The following is a 17,501-nucleotide window of genomic DNA, read 5'->3' on the forward strand; positions in this document are numbered from 1 at the left end:
CTGACTTTCTTTTACTTTATTCTTCTTTAAGGCCCAGGTGTTTCACCACTCGAGCCAGCTCTTTTCGGATTCGGGTCAGTTGTGACAGATTTGCCAGCGTTTTCAATGATTCACGCAGCGGTTCAATTGGATATCCGCCATAAGCCCCTGGTTGCAGGAGGTCGCTGGTTACCCCGGAGCGACCTGCGACGATAACTTTATCACAGATGTTAACGTGATCAGAAATAGCGGCGTCTCCGCCGAACATACAATTGCTGCCGATGGTACTGGAACCGGCAATTTTAAAGCCGGCAGCCATCACATTGTTTTCGCCGATAATAACGTTATGGGCGACATGGCAGAAGTTATCCATTTTGGTGCCGCTGCCGATGCGGGTTTCAGTCAGGGCGGCGCGGTCCACGGCACAGTTGGCTCCTAACTCGACATTGTCACCCAGGATGACCTTGCCGATTTGCGGGATTTTCTTGTGCAGGCCTTCTTTGGTTTGCGCGAAAGCGAATCCGTCAGCTCCGATCGTGGTATGCGGATGAATTTCGCAGTGGGCTCCCAGTTCGCAGTAGGCTCCGATGAAAACCTGGGGATGCAGAATCGTGTGCGCGCCGATCTGGGCGTAGCACTCAATCACCACATGGGCTCCGATTGTGCAGCCGTCGCCGATGCGGGCGTGTTCACCAATGACAGCAAAAGGCCCTACGGAAACATTTTGTCCCAGGTGAGCTGATGGGTGAACGAAGGCGCTAGGGTGGATTTTCGTTTCTTGGTTAAAGCGGTTCATTTTGCCATCAAAAAGAGGCAGAATTGCCGCCATCGCCAATTGCACATGGTGAGTGCTGAAGAAAGTCGATTTGGAGTCTGTCGGGAGCGCCAGAGACTTATGGGCGACGATGATCGTAGCCTGAGCCTTGAGGGCTTGTTCCAACTGATGAGGTTTGGATACGAATACCAAACTTTCGGAGTCAGCCTGTTCCGGCGGTAAAACTTTTTGAGCGATTGCTTCGGTGGAGCCGGATACGAAGACTGCATCCGAGGACTGAAGAGATTTAATAACGTCTGCTGTAATCATAGTGATGCCTCGCGCTAACATTTTCGCAATATTTTTTTGATGTCAAGTCACTGGGTGATAGTATAAGTCTCGTATATAAACACGTTTCGATCATTTCTCACCTTTAAATATTAGAGAGGAATTGAGATGGCAAAAAAGGCAGCAAAAAAGGAAGCACCTGCGGCAAAAGCAAAGAAAACTGCTAAGCCGGCAGCGAAGCCTGCCACTAAAGCAGCTAAACCTGCTCCGAAGGCCACAAAACCTGCGGCAAAACCTGCTGCGAAGGCTGCAAAGCCCGTAGCAAAACCAGCTCCAGCTCCAGCTAAAGCAGCGAAGCCTGCGGCCAAACCAGTCGCTCCGGCAAAACCCGCTAAAGCGGCGCCAGCACCAGCACCAGCCCCGGCTCCAGCAAAACCTGCGAAAGCAGCGAAAGCTCCTGCGGAAAAGCCTGAGAAAAAGGCAGCAAAAGTGGAAGCTCCGGTTGAAGCGGTAGTAGAGGCTCCTAAAAAAGAAAAGAAAGTCAAAATTGATAAGACAGGTTTGTCTGAAGATCAGGTCAAATGGCATGAGCTTCACGAGAAATATAAAGCGATGAAAGCTCAGTCTTACAACATTGGCTCTCAATACGAGGCTAAAACGCCAATTCAGCATAAACTTTTCGGCTGGGGTTTCATTATGAGCAATGAATACGACCGCCTAGAGGTTCTATTTGAAGATGGTAAGCGTATGCTAATCAGCAACAGGAAGCTTTCTTAAGAAAATCCTGAAAAAGGCCCCCCAAAGGGGCCTTTTGCTTGTTGCACATTGATATAAATGGGCAGAAATCTATTGCAAGGCCCCGCAATCTGACCTAGAAATTTACCTACATGGCAAAAGACGATTTAGTACAAATTGACGGAAAAGTGATCGACGCCCTAGCGGGTGGTCTTTACAAGATCGAACTTGAAAACAAAGTTATCATCAACGCAAAGCTTTGCGGTAAGATGAGACGCTTTAATATTCGTGTGGTTGTTGGTGACCGCGTGAGTGTAGGTGTATCTCCATACGATCCTACTCACGGTCTGATCCAATTCCGTCATAAATAATTAGATTTAGCTCAAACTCATTCCAATAAATCTAGAGGTTCTATGGATCAGGCTCTTCAGAGTTATTTGGCTCGTATTGTCCCAACTGTCCCAGCAAAATCAGCACAAGCTGTGATTGAACTTGCTGCGGAAGGGGCTACAGTCCCGTTCATCGCACGTTACCGTAAAGAGAAAACCGGCAATTTGGACGAGGTTCAAATTCGCGGTGTTATCGAAGGTCACGAAACTTACAACGAAATCGTGAAGCGTAAAGCATTCTTGATCAAAGAGATCGGGGAGCAGAACAATCTCACGGCCGAAGTCCAAAAGCGCATCGAGCTTTCCTGGGACCTGGGCGAGTTGGAAGAAATCTACAAACCATTCAAAAAGAAAAAGAAAACCAAAGCGACTGTTGCACGCGAAGCGGGCTTGGAGCCTTTGGCGAACTGGATCTGGGACATGGGCCACGGCAAGTTGAAAGACTCCGAGACTATGGAAATGAAAGCGAAAGCTTTCTTGAACCCAACTGCCAAAATCGTGACATACGAAGAAGCGCTTAAAGGTGCTCAAGACATCATCGTGGATAAAATCGCCAATGATGCTGAACTTCGTACGATGGTTACTAAAAACTATAACGACCACGGTCGTATCGTTTCTAAGGCAGCTAAAGGCTATAAAGCGAATTCCAAGTACGAAATGTATAAAGAATTTGAAGAGCCAGTTAAACCTTTGATGGATGCCAAGAACAATCACCGCTATCTGGCGATGAGACGTGGCTGGCAAGAAGAAGAGCTTACTCTTGACGTTAAAGCTGATGACGAAGCGAACTTGAAGTCTTACGAAAATTTCGCGACTTCAACTCCAGACAACGCCATTGGCGAATACTTGAAACAATCAGCTCGTTTGGCATTGAACGTTTATGTTCTTCCGTCTGTGGTGAATGAAGTTCACCGTCAGTTGAAAGACAAAGCAGATCAAGACGCGATCACTGTATTCGCGGAAAACGTTCGTAAACTGTTGTTGGCTTCCCCATACGGTTCAAAATGCGTATTGGGTGTCGATCCAGGTCTTCGTACGGGTTGTAAAGTGGCTTTGATCGACAAGACAGGCGCTTTCATCTCTCACACTGTTCTTTACACTTTGGGCGACGATGCTGAACGCAAAGCTAAAACTTTGTTTGGCGAAGTGATGAAGCAAGTTCAAATCGAAGCGATCGCAGTCGGTAACGGTACTGCAGGTCGTGAGACTGAAACTTTCTTGCGCAAAGTTTTGAAAGATCTTGGTAAAAACATTCCGGTGGTGATGGTTTCTGAATCTGGTGCCTCTGTGTACTCGGCTTCTGACATCGCTCGTGAAGAGTTCCCGGATCTGGATTTGACTGTAAAAGGTGCGATCTCTATCGCGCGTCGTTTGCAAGATCCTTTGGCGGAGCTTGTGAAGGTAGATCCTAAGTCTATCGGTGTTGGTCAATACCAACATGACGTGAATCAGTCTCAGTTGAAAAAATCATTGGAAGCCGTCGTTGAGTCTTGCGTGAATAACGTGGGTGTAGACGTAAATACAGCTTCTGCTCCGTTGCTTTCTCATGTTGCAGGCATTGGCCCGGCACTTGCGAAAGGTATCGTTGAGGCTCGTAAGAAAACTTTGTTCTCGGATCGTTCAGAGCTTTTGAAAATTCCTAAGTTTTCGGCAAAAGTGTACGAACAAGCTGCAGGTTTCTTGCGCATCCCAGGTGGTAAGCAAGTTTTGGATTCCACAGGAATCCATCCAGAGCGTTACCAAGCTGTGACGGATATGGCAAAAGACCTTGGTGTTTCTTTGTCTGAAGTTATCGGTGAAGGTGCTAAGAAATTGGTAGCCCAAAGAACTAAATGGGCTCAGCTAGTGGGCGAGTTCACTTTTGATGACATCGTTAAAGAGCTTGAAAAACCAGGACGTGACCCTCGTGATCCGTTCAAAGTTTTCCAATACCGCGATGACATCATGGAAGTGAAAGACCTTAAAGAAGGTATGATCTGCCCAGGTATCGTGACTAACGTAACGAATTTCGGTGCGTTCGTGGATATCGGTGTTCACCAGGATGGTTTGGTTCATATTTCCGCACTTTCTCACAAGTTCGTCGATGACCCTCGTAAAGTGGTAAATCCAGGCGATCATGTTTCTGTGAAAGTATTGAAAGTGGACACGGTTAAGAATCAGATTTCTTTGACCATGAAAATGGACGATGCTCCAGAAATGGCTTCGGCTCCTCGTGGTGAAAGACGTCCTGAACAACGTGGCGCAACTGCTGCGAAAGGTTCTGGTCAGTCCAAAGTTGGTCAAGGTGGTGGTATGCGCCCAATGGGTGGAAGTGCTCCAGCGAAACCGGCAAATCCGTTCAACAATCCGTTCGCGGCTTTGATGAACACTCCAACAAATAAAAAATAACCGGTTGAACCGGAAAAGGGGATTAACATGGCTGCAAAAGGCAAATCTAAAAAAGGTATCCGTCACAGAAAAAAACGCATTTTGACTAAAAAGCGTATGTACAAAGCAAAAATCCGTAAGTAATCGGATTTGCGAAAAAGCCGGGCATTGTCCCGGCTTTTTTTTTGCCTAGTTTGTCGTGCCAATAAACAAACCCTGCGTCCGAGTCTGTCGGGGTATTTCGTGATAACTTTTCCCTATGAAATGGGCAAAGTCGCTTCGGCGAGTCACCAGAAAAAGCTTCCTGAATAAACTAGCGTCAGACGACATTTTGGAAATGTCGGCCTCATTGTCGTTTTATACGGCGTTGTCCTTGGCGCCTTTATTGGTATTGCTTCTGACGTTTGTTGCTTTGATCAATGACAGTTTTCGCGAGGAGATCCTGACCCAGATTCATCTGCTCTTTGGCGGTCACTCTTCAGATATATTAAGAGCCATTGCTAAAAATGTCGATCAGCAGCCTGAGGTTCGTGACATGGCTGGAATTATCGGATTGGTGACCTTGGTGTTTTCAGCTGGGGCGATATTTGGTGAGATGAGGATGTCACTGAATAAAATTTTTGAGGTGGGAACCGACGCCACTCAAAACCAGGAAGAGACGGCGCTGCAAACTGTCTGGACATTTATGAAAACCAAACTCTTCAACATGGGGATGGTTTTAACCTTTGTTTTTATTTCCATAGTTTCTTTGGTTGTCTCGTCGGTGTTGTCGATGTTTTTAAAAGGCACCGATGCGGTATGGGGGCAGATTTTAAACTTCGTGATCTCTTTGGGAATCTTTGGAGTTCTGTTTAGCGCCATTTACTACTTTTTACCGCAAACTCAAATTCGCCCGAAAGTAGCGGTGACCTCCGGCTTCCTCACAGCATTTATGTTTTCAATTGGTAAAGGATTTATAGGCATTTACATGGGGCAAAGTGCGGTGGCGTCGTTGTATGGAGCCGCAGGTTCCCTGATAGTTCTTTTGCTATGGGTTTACTATTCCTCAGCGGTGATCTTTGTGAGTGCTGAAGTGGCCAATGAGATTAACAAGGTGGAGCAACATGAAGAGAATATTAAAAACTCTGGGTCGAGTAAATAAAGTCGTCTGGATCGTGTTGATTTTTTTGGTTGTGGTGCGGGTGTTTATGCCCGAGGGAATCAAGTACGGCATTAATTGGTATATGGGCAATAAAATGGAAAGCTACAAAGGGAAGATCGAGGACTTTGATCTCGCTCTTTACCGTGGGGCCTATCAGATCGAAGGTTTGAAAGTCTGGGAAAAAGTTAAAAACGAAAAAGCCCCTTTGATTGCGATTAAACGTCTGGATGTTTCTCTGGCCTGGAGAGGGATCTTTAAAGGCAAGCTTTTAGGTGATTTAAAAGTGGATGGAATGAAGCTGGATCTGGTTGACAGTAAAGATAACAAGAAAAAACAGATGGGCAAAGGGCAGGATTGGAAGGCTGTCGTGGGCAAGTTGATTCCGATTGAATTGGAATCATTTCGAATGGCCAACAGTGAAGTTCATTGGCTCAATAACGACTTTAAAGTTCCTGTGGATGTGGTTATTGATCGTATCACGGCATCTGCCACCAATATAAAGAACACAGATAACTCCAAAGAGCTTTTGCCCAGCAAAGTTGAAATCACGGCGCGAGTGCAGAAAGATGCCAGCCTTACAGGTGGTGCGAAGATGAATATCCTGGCCAAGACGCCGACGTTTGATTCCAAAATAACCATGGATCGTCTGAATGTGACGAAGCTGAATGATTTTTTTATGGCCTATGGGCCTATTTCATTTTCTTCGGGCCATGTGAGCTTGTTGGCTGAAGTGAGTGCGAAAGATGACAAGATCGTGGGCTATGTTAAGCCCTTCATTGAAAAACTGGATGTGGTGAGTTCCGAAGAGAAATTCGATTCACCCAAAAGATTCTTCAATGAGATTTCCCTGGCGAGCGTGAATCTGATTTTAAGAAATCCCAATAATAAAACCATGGCAGCAAAATTGGAATTTGAAGGTGCCATGAAAGGCCCCGAGTTTGATACTTGGGGCGCAGTCTGGTCTTCGTTAAGAAATGGCTTCGTCGAAGCCATGAAAAAGAAATTGGACAACGACGTCTCGATCAAAGACGTGCCTAAGAAAAACTAGTGCGCGTGTTTCGGATGCTCGCGACGTTGTTCCCCGAGGCCTAAGACAGAAGTATCCTGTGGCCCTTTGGCGAACTCTTCGATCATCTTACGGCAGAAGGCCGGGATGTCGGCAGGTTTACGGCTGGTGACCAGGCCGTTGTCGACGACAACTTCATTGTCCTCCCATTCACCACCCGCATTGATGATGTCAGTGCGAATCGATGGATACGAGGTCACGCGTTTTCCGCGCAGGACTCCGGTTTCGATCAGCGTCTGAGGGCCGTGGCAGATCGCTGCGATAGGTTTGCCCGTATCCACGAATTCCTGAACGAATTGGACAGCACCTTCCTCGGAGCGCAGCTTGTCAGGGTTGATGACTCCACCTGGAAGCATCAAGGCATCATAGTCATCGGCACTGGCAACTTGAATTGCGACATCGACCGTCAGAGGCTTAGCCCAATTGCCTTTTTCCCAACCTTTGATTTCACCGGTGGTTAAAGAGACAACTTCGACTTTGGCGCCAGCATCCTCCAGCGCTTTTTTAGGTAGTAGTAATTCGGATTGTTCGAAGCCGTCGGCTGCCAGGATTGCAACGTTCTTTCCTTCTAGGGCTTTGCTCATTAAACTTCCTCCTTGAGTAAGCTTTAATGATAAAGCCGGGTCCGGAGGAAGCAATTTACACAGGGTAATCGTGTCGAATAACAGCGATGTTTTTACTTAGCTTGGCATTCAACAGTGATTGGGGAGGATTCTGATCCGATGACCATCTTCAATGGAGCCGACCCCGGAGCCATGTTAGCAACAGTGGCCACAAATCCTTCGCCCGCATTGACAGGGGTGGAATTGCCCAGGTTTAAAACATTGGTTTTAGATGACATATAAACCAAAGTTACCCCACGCTGGCCTTGCATTTTGCGCAGCTTGAATGGCTTTTCACCGGCAAGTTCAAAATCCACCTCTGCCGTTGAGGATTCAGCATCAGAGCTTTGAACTATCGTTCCGTAAACTTTATCGCCAACGCGACAAACGATGCCATTGGCAGCGATATCGCCAGTCAAAGATTGGTTGCGCGCTTCCAGGACTTCTTTGGTTTCATCCAGCTTCCAACGATCCATGATTTCCAGGGACAGAGGAAGGGAGCTGCTGGTTGCCGGGTCTACGTACAATTCAACCAATTGCAACGAGCGATCCACTTCTTTGATCACGCCTGGCAATTGAGACCCCATATTTTTGCGGGCTTGGGTGATGTCCGCTTTACAGGATTCAATGGTTTTTTGCAGAACCGAGGTGACTGCCGCTCTGTTGGCGATCAGGGAAGGCAATTCTATTTTGGATTTAAACGTCATGTAGTTACTGTAGTTGTTGGCGAATATGGCCAAAGCACCGCAAAGTTGATTGTCATTGCCTTCCTTAAAATCATTGATAAGCGCCACAGTTTTCTTTTTGATATTTTCAGAAAGGTCGTGAATGAACTGGATTTGATCGTCTGACAAATTCAACAGGTGTTCGCGTTTCTCGATGGCAGCCACAATCAGCTTCGTTTGATCTTTGTCGAAACCATAGGCCGTTGCGATTTTTTCAAAGGAACGCTGGATTGCTAATTTAGGCATTTCTTTATCTGTGAATTCACCCTGAAGGTCTTCAATTTTTACAGCCGCATCCAAAGTGCCATTAAAAAGTGCGTCGGTGATATCCAGCTGTTTTGCGCCAGCTTTGCGACTGGTGAAATCTTTTAGAAGCTGAGCCGTTTCGTCTGTTTCCGTGGTGCCCATGGCATCCATTTTTAGACGGGCGGCTATTTTGAAAACCTTGGATTGAAGGTCCTTCATAGCGTCCTGACGGGCTACAGAGTCCCTGATCTTGTCGTCGGGTGAAGGCACATTGCCAGTTTCAGAAGTCCGGTGACCTGAGTTCAAAAGTTCTTTTTGAATCTCAGGCTGACCAGCTGAACCCGGGGACTTACTGCCAGGTTGACAACCGGCAGTAACCATAACAAGTGCGCTTGCGATCAAGATTTTCTTCATAGTCGTATCCTGTCTAATTCAGATTACTTTGTTTCTTCAGCACCTGGCAAAATCGTCAGAAGGTAACGCAATTTCTCTTTGGACGCCATCGCACCAGCTTTGAACAATTTGATATCGTTCGCAGTGATGTCAGTGTACTCAGGGGCCGTTTCCAATTCTGAAACCGGAGTTTCAGGAGTGCGTGGCAAGTTGGAAGGGCGGCTGCGGGCAACCAACAATCCTTCAAGATCTTTCGCTTCCAGTTTTGCCAGACGCTCGGACTTATTCATCACCACCATGGCATTTTGAGCCACTGCATTTTCTGGCAATGCCAGGGCTTTGAACGTGCCGGCATCTACAGCCAGTGTGTTTGCATCAGAGTTCACCACAGCGACCTTCGCGATACGGTTCACACGGAACTGGTCAACGAAAGCTTTGTCTGCCACCGCGTGAGACTGGGAAGTACTCATGCGGGCCGTGATGATCTTAAGCATTTGCTCCTGGAAGCTGACTTTATGATTTGGCAAGCCCATACGGCGAGCTGCGGAATCAAGAAGTGGAACTTCGAACCAGTGAGTGTTTGTGCCTTTATTCACCTGGTCTGGTGTCGGGAACATTTCATAACTCCAGTCGATATCGAACGCTGGTTGGCTCATGGCATCGCGGAAAGTCAGTTTGTTTGAAGTTTGGTCAAACAACAGAGCTGTTACCGTTGATGCGATTTCCGGAGCCAGATCTTTGATGTCCAGGTAGTTGTCCTCGTTTTGGCGAGTTCCTGTGTTTGTTCTTGCAAACAAAGCCTGTGCTGCAGCCAACTTATCCGGACCAATACCGCGAACGTCGATTTGATCCGCGTACTGAGTTGGTGTTTTGCTGTCGCGAACATCGTTAAAGAACTTACCCGTTTGACCGACCAGGATGAACTCTGACTTCAACTGGATGTCTGAGCATTTTGTCGCCTCAGCACTCATGCTGGTAAGAGGGGCGATTTCGATGATTGTGTTTGGGTTGTCCGCTTTCGCAAAGGCACACATAACTTCCGGTGTTTTTAGAACATCCATGAAGAAGCGGCCAGAAATCAAAGCAGCCTGCTTAAGGTCCTTCAACCAAGCGATCTCAGTGAATTCCTTAGAATCATCAGTCAGAGCATAACGGTTTTTGATATCTGAGTATGACTCCATGAAGTTACGGATATATTGGAAGCGTGACATTGTACCGCTGTAGTAACCGCCTTGCTGAATTTTTGAGAAATTCTCGCGGCCGTTACGGTAATTGCGGGTCAAGTAAGCATCGTTGTAGGCTTTGATCAGGTACTGCACGATTTCAGTGTAGTTAGTACCTTTGTCAAAGCGTTTGCAACCAGGATTCATGTCCACAGACTCATCAGAGCAGTATGTGAAGTCACGCAATGCCAGGTCTGATTTCTCTTTCGTCAGTTTTTCCAAAGTTTCAGGAACTGCAACTGCTGTCCCTTTGTCAGATTCAACCACACGGCTGTAACCGAAGCGCAATGCCGCGATATCGTATTTGCCCAAAGTTGGAAGCAGGTTCAACTCGCTGTAACCGTAGTCCATCACAGAGCTGTATGGGATTTCATGTTTAACGCCCATTTTAGCCAGTTCACCTTGAGTGTAAAAGTTCGCGCGGTCTTCAGAACCACCAAAGTTGTGGCGTAGACCCAGGTTATGACCCAGCTCATGCACCAAAGTTGGAACCCATACTTCCGGCATTACGATCGCAATCACTTGCTCGCGCTCTGTATCGGACAGGTCATTCCATAGTTTCAATTTCTGACCCAGTTTTGCCTGCAACGCGTTCTTGATGTGTTCGCTGAATGGGAACAACTCAGAAGGGTAGTTGCAGTATTTGGACATAACTGACAAAGCATCGATGGCTTTTGTCGCATCAGACTTGGTCAAGCCTTCATCAGCATCAGCGATCGCCATCAATGTCGATTTGTTGCTGAAGCGGGCGTGACCTTTTGCTGAGTTAGCCACAGTTTCACGCACCTGTTTAGGTGAAAGGGTATTCAGTGAGTTGCCATCATTGATCGCTTGTTTAAGAATTGATGGCGCCAATGCCGGTGTATTCTTCAACTGAGTGGATCCGTAGGAGTTGGCAATTTTATAACCCGTTTTCGTGGACAAAGTGTATGCAGAATACTTCGCTGCCTGGTGCTGGGCTTTTAGAGCCTCGGAAGGAGCGGCTTTGTTGGCTGATTGAGTCGTCGCACCGGAATCTTGCGATTCAGTGTCCTGAGATTTGGAAAGTTCGCGCACCACTTCATCATAAGTGTAGCGGATACCTTGAACGAAGTTACCGTAGTACATCGCCACGCGGCCGCTCATGATTTCACCTGTGCGTGGATTTGCCACTGTTGGGCCGTAACCCAATGGGCCACCCGCGATCGGATCTTCAACCATTACGATCATGCTGTTGCGAGTGTCGCCGACTTTCTTGCCGGCTGGATCGTTAAGTACCAGACGTGTTTTCATGCCCGCAGCTTTAAGACCTTCGTTCACGCGGTCGAATGCCACTTGAGTCGCTTTTTTGATGGAAGCGAATTCAGGTTTGTTGAAGTTGTCAGAAAGGTAGTAAGTGATTTCTTTTCTTTCAGGATTCCAGCGGTTCATCCACTCTTTTTGATTTTTCAGAGTGCGGGTCATATCAACATCGTACTTGCGGTTTTCAGATGTGAAGAAGCCGAAAGTACCCTGGTCTTTCAAAGGGTATTCGATGGCTTTATAGCCTGGAGTTGCCATTTTGCTAAGTTTCGTGAACGAGTAGTGGTAAACGATCTGTGTTTGCAGGTCATCAATGCTGTTGATGCTGTAAAGAGCACTGCCCAGGCAACCAGCGTTACCGCGGAAGCCTTTTTCAATTTGAATATTCAGGGCGCCGTCTTTAAGTTCATAGTTCAATAGGCGAGAAGAAGTCTCAGTGTAGCAGGAAGAGCCGTACAACTGCTCCATCTCTACCGGCAACATGTTGAAACCAGTCGTTCTCATGCTATTGAAATCTGGAACAAAGTTGGCCTTTTTAGACCAGTTCTTTTCAGAGTTTTCTTCTTCACGGTTTGTACATTTGCCATAGCGGTCTTCAGCACAGCGGTATTCGACGTTTCTGATTGGGATTTCCATCAGGATTTTGTCGTTCAAAGTATTATCCTTAGCCAGACGGCCTTCGTCGTTAACTTGCATCACCTGCAAGGTGTTTTCCGTGAAGCGGAATTTAACGATTTTTTCCTGGCCTTGCCAGAAAGGATTTGCCGAGGCGATTCCCGTGTCGTCATTGTTTGTGATGTCAGAGGAAGCTACGAAAAGGTATTCGTCTTCCGGGGAAAGAGTGGCTTTGGTTTCAACGTTTTCTTTAAAGACTTCTTTGTACGGAACGGTCTTCGTACAGGAAATCATTAATGTTGAAATGGTCAGCAGCAAAGCACCAGTTACTGGAAGTTTGCGTTTCATGTTGCTGTTCATATTCTCTCTCCTCTTCAAAACTCTCAAAAAACTTAAAATCTAAAAAACTTTAAAAATCTAAATTAAATGCTTATCGTAAATCCGGCTTTAACGATCGAAGTGGTGTCGTTAAAGAACTCGATGTTTGAATCAATTCCGTTTGCCTTTAGTGCATTTCCTTGATTGGAAGTGCCGATCCAAGCTGAAACCGATGGAGTGAAATCCCAACCAAGATCAGCACCCACGCTGAATTTGTTGCGGGTATCATCCTGGTAAGTCCAACCCACGGTATAGCTGTAGGAAGTTTGCAGTGCCAGTTTCGAAAAAAGCGGCAAGGTGTAGGTCAATGCCAGTTGCGCATTGTTGCGCATATTGTAGGACCCATCCGCTGTCATTTCATATTCATGGAAGCTGCGGGTTAGTTGTACGCCTGTGCTCGCAGAACTGCCCCAGATCAAGTTGTTGAAAGCGATCTTAGTGCCAATGCGGGCAGCACCTTGATAAGACATTTCGTCCTGCATTTGGCGATTCGTTGGCAAGATACCAGCCAGGGTATTGATCCACGCGATATCCTGCGCAAGCTGTGTTTTAAAACTCAATGAAGCACTGGTATTGTCAAAGTAAGTGTTCTCTGGGCCGACGTGTTCTTTGATTACTCCCGTGCCTATGCGCATGGAGGTGATTTTATTAAAGCGGTAGCCAGCCGATAAATCGACGGACGTTTGAGCATCACGCTCGTAAGAGTCTTCTTTCATCATGTTGCTGTATGATTCTACGCTCAAATCCAGAGACCAGGCTTTGGCTTCTGGAGTGGGAGCTGGAGCCGCAGGGCGTTTTGCCTTGGTCGTGGAAGTCGAAACATTGGCTGCCAATGCCGGTGTGCCTACAGAAAGCGCCGCCAGGACCGTTAAACCCTGAATGATGCTCTTAATATATGTAAGACCCGTAAACTTGTTCACAATAGACTCCACGATGGGCTTTAAAACAAGAGACCCATCTCTAAGTTCTATATGAGCAAGGGGTGGGCCATGAAATCTGAGTCAGGGGGCCGTTTATTTCGAGCTGGTAGCTGGGGAAGCCATTCGTGACATTCCACGCAACGAGCCGTTTAAGGTTTGGTCAGACCACAAAACGTGTCTCAAAAAGAGACGAGTCGTGAATATCAGTACCTTCGGACTTATTCCAAAGTGCTGCGGTGTTTTTAATTGGGACTGATTTCTCTCTGGGATATGCTTTTTCGAATAGGGGGCAATCATGATCGTTCAACCTCATATTCTGACCAAAGCTCTGGATGCAGCACTTTCAACCGGTGCCACTTTCGCAGATATCTTTGTTGAGGATACTTATTCTTCCAACTTGTCTATTCTAAGTTCCAAGGCCGATCAGGCCATCGTGGGCCAGCTTTATGGCGCAGGCATCCGTTTGTTCTTTGGTCACGAGATCGTGTACGTAACAACAAATGATTTGTCGGAACAGGGCTTGGTGAAAGCCGCGTTGAATGCTGCGAAAAGCCGCGGTACTGGCGCACCAAGTAAATCCATGCCGCTATTGCAAGTGCCATTCGATTCGGTTCACACTTACGGCGAAAAGCCATGGGAAATGAATCGCGATCGTAAGTTCGCGTGGATGAACTCCCTTGATCAGCATGCGCGCAATCGCAACTCTGCGGTCACTCAAGTTGAAGCGGCATTGAATGAAAAATTCCAAAAAGTACAGATCGCAAATTCCCGCGGTTTGATGGCCTATGATGAACGTGCTTACAGCCGTTTGAATATGGAAGTCTTTGTTGAGCATATGGGTGTGAAGGAAAGCTCCAGTGAGCGTTACGGTCACATGGGAACTTCCGAACTTTATGACAATATGAACCTGGCTGATTTCGCAAATGAAAACGTGGACCGCGCGATGGGCCTGACCACGGCAAAGTTTGCACCAGCAGGCGAGATGCCAGTGGTGATTGATAATTCCTTTGGTGGAGTCTTATTCCACGAAGCCTGCGGACATGGTCTGGAGACAACTTCTGTAGCCAAAGATGCTTCTGTGTTCTGCGGCAAGATGGGCCAAAAGATCGCCAATGAGTGTGTCACTGCGATCGACGATGGTACGATCAAGAACGGTTGGGGCTCGCTGAATATCGATGACGAAGGCAATAAAACAAAACGCACAACGTTGATTGAGAACGGTGTTCTTAAATCTTATATTGTCGACGAAATGGGCTCGCGCCAAACGGGTTATGAAGTGACCGGCAGTGGACGCCGTCAATCCTACAAGTATGCACCAGCATCCCGTATGAGAAATACCTTCATCGATGCCGGTAAGGATTCCTTTGAAGAGATGATTCGTGATGTGGATTATGGCTTGTATGCGAAAAACATGGGTGGTGGCTCCGTGAACCCGGGAACTGGAGATTACAACTTCCAGGTTCGTGAAGCTTACATCATCAGAAATGGTCGCATCGAGGAAATGGTGAAGGGTGCCTGCCTGATCGGTCGTGGCATCGATACACTTGGCAAAATCACGAAAGTTTCAAATGAACTGAAATTGGCGACGGGAATGTGCGGCTCGGTGAGTGGTTCTATTCCTGCAGCTGTTGGTCAGCCGCAAATCTTGGTATCAAGTTTGATGGTTGGTGGGAGAGCAGGCTAATGGACACTATTAAAGACAACTTCGAAAAGATCGTAACACAAGCCAAACAAGACGGCGTCAAAGTGGAGATGTTGATTTCAGGCGGGGAAAGCCTGGAATTGGGATTTCAAAAGAATACGCTGAAGGATTTTGAGTCGACCCAAACTCAAATGGCCGGACTTCGTGTGGTCAAAGGTGCAAGCCAGGGTTACGCTTACACCGAGAACCTGTCCTTGGAAGCACTGCTGCGTACTTATGCGGAAGCTTTGAATAATGCCAAGACCGTACAAAGCACGGAGAGTTTCGAAATTCCGATGATGAAGCCACAGACTTTTAAAGCTTTGAATCTTTTTAATCCCGAAGAAATCGACATGGAAAAAAAGATGGAAGTCGCAAGGGATCTGGAAGCCAAGTGTCTGGCGTTGGACGCGCGCGTTCAAACGGTACCTTATTCCGGGTTTTCACAAGGGTCCTCTTTTTCGCGCATTTTGAATTCAGAAGGCATCGATCAGGAGTTCAAACAGAACTATTATACTGGCAGTGCTGCACCTTTGGTTAAAGAGGGTGAGATTTCAAAAATGGGTGGCGAAGGATTTTTCGTCCGTTCTTTTTCAGAGATCAATATCGATGAAGTGGCTCGCGAAGGCGTTAACAACGCCGTTAAATATCTGGGGGCCACTAAGCTGAAAACGGGGAACTATCCCGTAGTTTTGGATCGCAAAGTTTTCCCGACAGTGCTGGCAATGCTTTTGTCCTATCTTTCGGCCAAGGAAGTTCACGAGAACAAATCTTTGCTAAAAGGAAAGATCGGCCAGAAAGTTGCGAGTGATAAATTCACCTTGCTTGACGATCCTTTTGAGCTTCACGGTTCAGCAGTCCGACCTTTCGATGCTGAAGGTGCGCCGTCGCAAAAGACGGTCCTGTTCGAAAATGGAGTTCTAAAAAACTTCTTAACGAATCTGGAATATGCAAAGCGTATGAATTTGCCGCACACGGCTCACGCAGCCCGTGGGCCCAGCTCGCCTATGGGAATTGGTCCCACGAATCTGGTGGTGGCAAAGGGTGGTAAATCCCAAGCGCAGTTGTTGGGGCAATTCCCGGGTCAAACAGTTCACATCACCAAGTTCACAGGCGGTTTGCACGCGGGCTTTAAGGATTCCACCGGGGATCTTTCAATGCCGGCTGAAGGTTTCTTGTATGAGAATGGCAGATGCCTGGGGCCAGTGGATCAGTTTGTGGTCTCTGGCAATGTCCTGGATGTTTTACGTGATATCATCGAAGTCGGAGATACCTACAGCAAGCCAGGTCGCAGCCTGATCGCGCCAGATGTCCTGATCAAGTCCATGAGCTTTGCCGGCGGTTGATGCCGGCACTCAATCTTAAGAAGCAAAGCGTTCTATGATTCGAACCAAGAGACCCTTCTTGGCCCAGAATTCAGGTTCGCTTTGTATTCTTTGAAAGTTCTGATCCACATACCGTAGCTGATCTGCCAGCAGATTCATGCACTCCTGCACGGAAGTGTAACTGTCGGCAGAAATGAAGTTGCGATAATTTGTGCCTTCAATCCATAGATCCCCAGTGGTCTGCAGGCTGATTTTGATTTCTCCAAATGAGAAAATGCGCTGGGGTTTCTTGGCGCTGACCTCGCCGGCATAATGAAGATTATCAAAGTGCCAGATCAGTTTTGCCTGTTCATCCAGTTTGTTGGCGATGTATTGACGTACCTGTGCTCCAACCATAAGACGCTCCTGTTTTTCACAGGTCTTTTATCGGGATAAGAATGGAGTCACTTTAGCCGTTGGCCGGGAACGCGATCTCTATTCAGATAAATTTTGTGCACAGGAGTGCAAACAATTAGGCACCGGAACTATTTGTATTTCAGAATGGCACTGGCGATCTCGGTAAATCCCATTCCGCCACGTTTTTTAGCCACAAATGTGGGTTGATGTTTAATTTGATCAACAAAGTTTTGGATGTTTGCCACCGCAAAGCTGTTTGGAAAATACTGAAACATCGGCTCGTCATTCGGGGAGTCACCACTAAAGCCGCACACTTTTTTGGCGGCTTCGGCGTCGATACCAAACTCAGTTGCCAAAAATTTAAGCGACATCGAGAGTTTGTCGTAAGAACCAAACCAACCATTCACGTGAATGGAGCTGACTTTGGCTTGCGCTCCATGGGACTTGAAAATATCCACGATATTCTGAACTTCTGATTTTGGCAGGGCCGGGACGTCTTCGCAAAAATCAATTGCCAGATCCATCAAGCGGCAAAACTGATCACTCGCCAGATCACAGCCCGGAACCTTTTGTAGAATTTCTTTTTCCAGTTGGTTTAGTTTCGCGCGGTTGTTTTTCTGAGTTTGCTCATCAAAGAAAAAATGGCGGTGCATTTTTTTGTCGTGATAGCGGAAGTAGAAGCCACCGTTCTCGCCAACAATCCCACTGACAGGCCACACACGTGCGATCATCTCGCACCATCCCGCCGGACGACCGGTGACGGGGATTACTTTGATTCCCGCATTGTGCAATTCCCACATGGCGGCATAGGCCTCTGCTCCCAAAAGTCCTTCATCTGTCAGTGTGTCATCGATGTCGGTAAGTAAGAACTGAAGCGAATTTGTGAATGTGGAAATTGGTTTCATCCTCACAAGGTATCCGCTTTTGGTACTGGTTGTCAAAATTCAGACTTGCAAAGTCAGGATTCAGCCTTCATGTTTTGTCTATATATTATATC

Annotated in this window: 14 protein-coding genes; 7 read left to right on the top strand and 7 right to left on the bottom strand. The window is 47.0% G+C overall.

The genetic code is table 11. The features are described from left to right. Positions 1 to 16: 16 nt before the first annotated feature. The gene (gene lpxD, locus AAAA73_RS01965) at positions 17 to 1,063 is read right to left on the bottom strand and encodes a UDP-3-O-(3-hydroxymyristoyl)glucosamine N-acyltransferase (protein WP_340596470.1); all 1,047 of its coding nucleotides are present in this window, start codon (positions 1,061 to 1,063) and stop codon (positions 17 to 19) included. A gap of 126 nt (positions 1,064 to 1,189) precedes the next feature. Between lpxD and AAAA73_RS01970 the strand changes: the two genes are divergently transcribed. From AAAA73_RS01970 to AAAA73_RS01990, 5 genes are all read left to right on the top strand, one after another. Then, a complete protein-coding gene (locus AAAA73_RS01970) occupies positions 1,190 to 1,798 on the top strand; it encodes a hypothetical protein (RefSeq protein WP_340596471.1) in 609 nt (202 codons plus the stop codon). A 110-nt stretch (positions 1,799 to 1,908) separates the two neighbouring features. Then, the gene (gene infA / locus AAAA73_RS01975) at positions 1,909 to 2,127 is read left to right on the top strand and encodes a translation initiation factor IF-1 (RefSeq protein ID WP_340596472.1); all 219 of its coding nucleotides are present in this window, start codon (positions 1,909 to 1,911) and stop codon (positions 2,125 to 2,127) included. A 42-nt stretch (positions 2,128 to 2,169) separates the two neighbouring features. Beyond that, positions 2,170 to 4,533 (top strand): Tex family protein, encoded by a 2,364-nt coding sequence (locus AAAA73_RS01980; RefSeq protein ID WP_340596473.1) that lies wholly within the window; start codon positions 2,170 to 2,172, stop codon positions 4,531 to 4,533. A 238-nt stretch (positions 4,534 to 4,771) separates the two neighbouring features. After that, complete coding sequence (locus AAAA73_RS01985) at positions 4,772 to 5,653, top strand: YihY/virulence factor BrkB family protein (protein WP_340596474.1); 882 nt, start codon at positions 4,772 to 4,774, stop codon at positions 5,651 to 5,653. Next, positions 5,616 to 6,701, top strand: coding sequence for a DUF748 domain-containing protein (locus tag AAAA73_RS01990; RefSeq protein ID WP_340596475.1), 1,086 nt, complete (start codon positions 5,616 to 5,618; stop codon positions 6,699 to 6,701). Before AAAA73_RS01985 ends, AAAA73_RS01990 begins: the two co-directional genes overlap by 38 nt. Here the strand turns inward: AAAA73_RS01990 and AAAA73_RS01995 are convergent. From AAAA73_RS01995 to AAAA73_RS02010, 4 genes are all read right to left on the bottom strand, one after another. Continuing rightward, positions 6,698 to 7,303, bottom strand: coding sequence for a type 1 glutamine amidotransferase domain-containing protein (locus AAAA73_RS01995; protein WP_340596476.1), 606 nt, complete (start codon positions 7,301 to 7,303; stop codon positions 6,698 to 6,700). The two genes, AAAA73_RS01990 and AAAA73_RS01995, sit on opposite strands and share 4 nt — an antisense overlap. A 92-nt stretch (positions 7,304 to 7,395) precedes the next feature. After that, positions 7,396 to 8,706 (bottom strand): hypothetical protein, encoded by a 1,311-nt coding sequence (locus tag AAAA73_RS02000; protein ID WP_340596477.1) that lies wholly within the window; start codon positions 8,704 to 8,706, stop codon positions 7,396 to 7,398. 23 nt (positions 8,707 to 8,729) lie between these two features. Then, positions 8,730 to 12,164 carry a zinc-dependent metalloprotease gene (locus AAAA73_RS02005; protein WP_340596478.1) on the bottom strand — a complete coding sequence of 1,145 codons (3,435 nt, stop codon included), beginning with the start codon at positions 12,162 to 12,164 and terminating at the stop codon, positions 8,730 to 8,732. Between the two features lie 62 nt (positions 12,165 to 12,226). After that, positions 12,227 to 13,102 carry a hypothetical protein gene (locus AAAA73_RS02010; RefSeq protein WP_340596479.1) on the bottom strand — a complete coding sequence of 292 codons (876 nt, stop codon included), beginning with the start codon at positions 13,100 to 13,102 and terminating at the stop codon, positions 12,227 to 12,229. A 295-nt stretch (positions 13,103 to 13,397) separates the two neighbouring features. On the opposite strand from AAAA73_RS02010, the gene AAAA73_RS02015 reads away from it, so the two are divergent. After that, positions 13,398 to 14,786 carry a TldD/PmbA family protein gene (locus tag AAAA73_RS02015; protein WP_340596480.1) on the top strand — a complete coding sequence of 463 codons (1,389 nt, stop codon included), beginning with the start codon at positions 13,398 to 13,400 and terminating at the stop codon, positions 14,784 to 14,786. Next, the gene (locus tag AAAA73_RS02020; protein WP_340596481.1) at positions 14,786 to 16,129 is read left to right on the top strand and encodes a TldD/PmbA family protein; all 1,344 of its coding nucleotides are present in this window, start codon (positions 14,786 to 14,788) and stop codon (positions 16,127 to 16,129) included. Before AAAA73_RS02015 ends, AAAA73_RS02020 begins: the two co-directional genes overlap by 1 nt. 15 nt (positions 16,130 to 16,144) lie before the next feature. Here AAAA73_RS02020 and AAAA73_RS02025 read toward each other — a convergent pair whose 3' ends face one another. Both AAAA73_RS02025 and AAAA73_RS02030 read right to left on the bottom strand, forming a co-directional pair. Next, positions 16,145 to 16,504, bottom strand: a complete 360-nt coding sequence (locus AAAA73_RS02025) for a hypothetical protein (RefSeq protein ID WP_340596482.1) — start codon at positions 16,502 to 16,504, stop codon at positions 16,145 to 16,147. A 128-nt stretch (positions 16,505 to 16,632) separates the two neighbouring features. Then, on the bottom strand, positions 16,633 to 17,409 hold the full coding sequence (locus tag AAAA73_RS02030; protein ID WP_340596483.1) for an HAD family hydrolase: 777 nt from the start codon (positions 17,407 to 17,409) through the stop codon (positions 16,633 to 16,635). Positions 17,410 to 17,501 lie beyond the last annotated feature (92 nt).

This window comes from Bdellovibrio sp. GT3 (assembly GCF_037996765.1).
Classification (GTDB): Bacteria; Bdellovibrionota; Bdellovibrionia; order Bdellovibrionales; family Bdellovibrionaceae; genus Bdellovibrio.

Bases quoted from the DNA above. Each gene is read 5' to 3' on its own strand.
- lpxD (WP_340596470.1), bottom strand. From the start codon at position 1,063: ATGATTACAGCAGACGTTATTAAATCTCTTCAGTCCTCGGATGCAGTC.
- AAAA73_RS01970 (WP_340596471.1), top strand. From the start codon at position 1,190: ATGGCAAAAAAGGCAGCAAAAAAGGAAGCACCTGCGGCAAAAGCAAAG.
- infA (WP_340596472.1), top strand. From the start codon at position 1,909: ATGGCAAAAGACGATTTAGTACAAATTGACGGAAAAGTGATCGACGCC.
- AAAA73_RS01980 (WP_340596473.1), top strand. From the start codon at position 2,170: ATGGATCAGGCTCTTCAGAGTTATTTGGCTCGTATTGTCCCAACTGTC.
- AAAA73_RS01985 (WP_340596474.1), top strand. From the start codon at position 4,772: ATGAAATGGGCAAAGTCGCTTCGGCGAGTCACCAGAAAAAGCTTCCTG.
- AAAA73_RS01990 (WP_340596475.1), top strand. From the start codon at position 5,616: ATGAAGAGAATATTAAAAACTCTGGGTCGAGTAAATAAAGTCGTCTGG.
- AAAA73_RS01995 (WP_340596476.1), bottom strand. From the start codon at position 7,303: ATGAGCAAAGCCCTAGAAGGAAAGAACGTTGCAATCCTGGCAGCCGAC.
- AAAA73_RS02000 (WP_340596477.1), bottom strand. From the start codon at position 8,706: ATGAAGAAAATCTTGATCGCAAGCGCACTTGTTATGGTTACTGCCGGT.
- AAAA73_RS02005 (WP_340596478.1), bottom strand. From the start codon at position 12,164: ATGAACAGCAACATGAAACGCAAACTTCCAGTAACTGGTGCTTTGCTG.
- AAAA73_RS02015 (WP_340596480.1), top strand. From the start codon at position 13,398: ATGATCGTTCAACCTCATATTCTGACCAAAGCTCTGGATGCAGCACTT.
- AAAA73_RS02020 (WP_340596481.1), top strand. From the start codon at position 14,786: ATGGACACTATTAAAGACAACTTCGAAAAGATCGTAACACAAGCCAAA.
- AAAA73_RS02025 (WP_340596482.1), bottom strand. From the start codon at position 16,504: ATGGTTGGAGCACAGGTACGTCAATACATCGCCAACAAACTGGATGAA.
- AAAA73_RS02030 (WP_340596483.1), bottom strand. From the start codon at position 17,409: ATGAAACCAATTTCCACATTCACAAATTCGCTTCAGTTCTTACTTACC.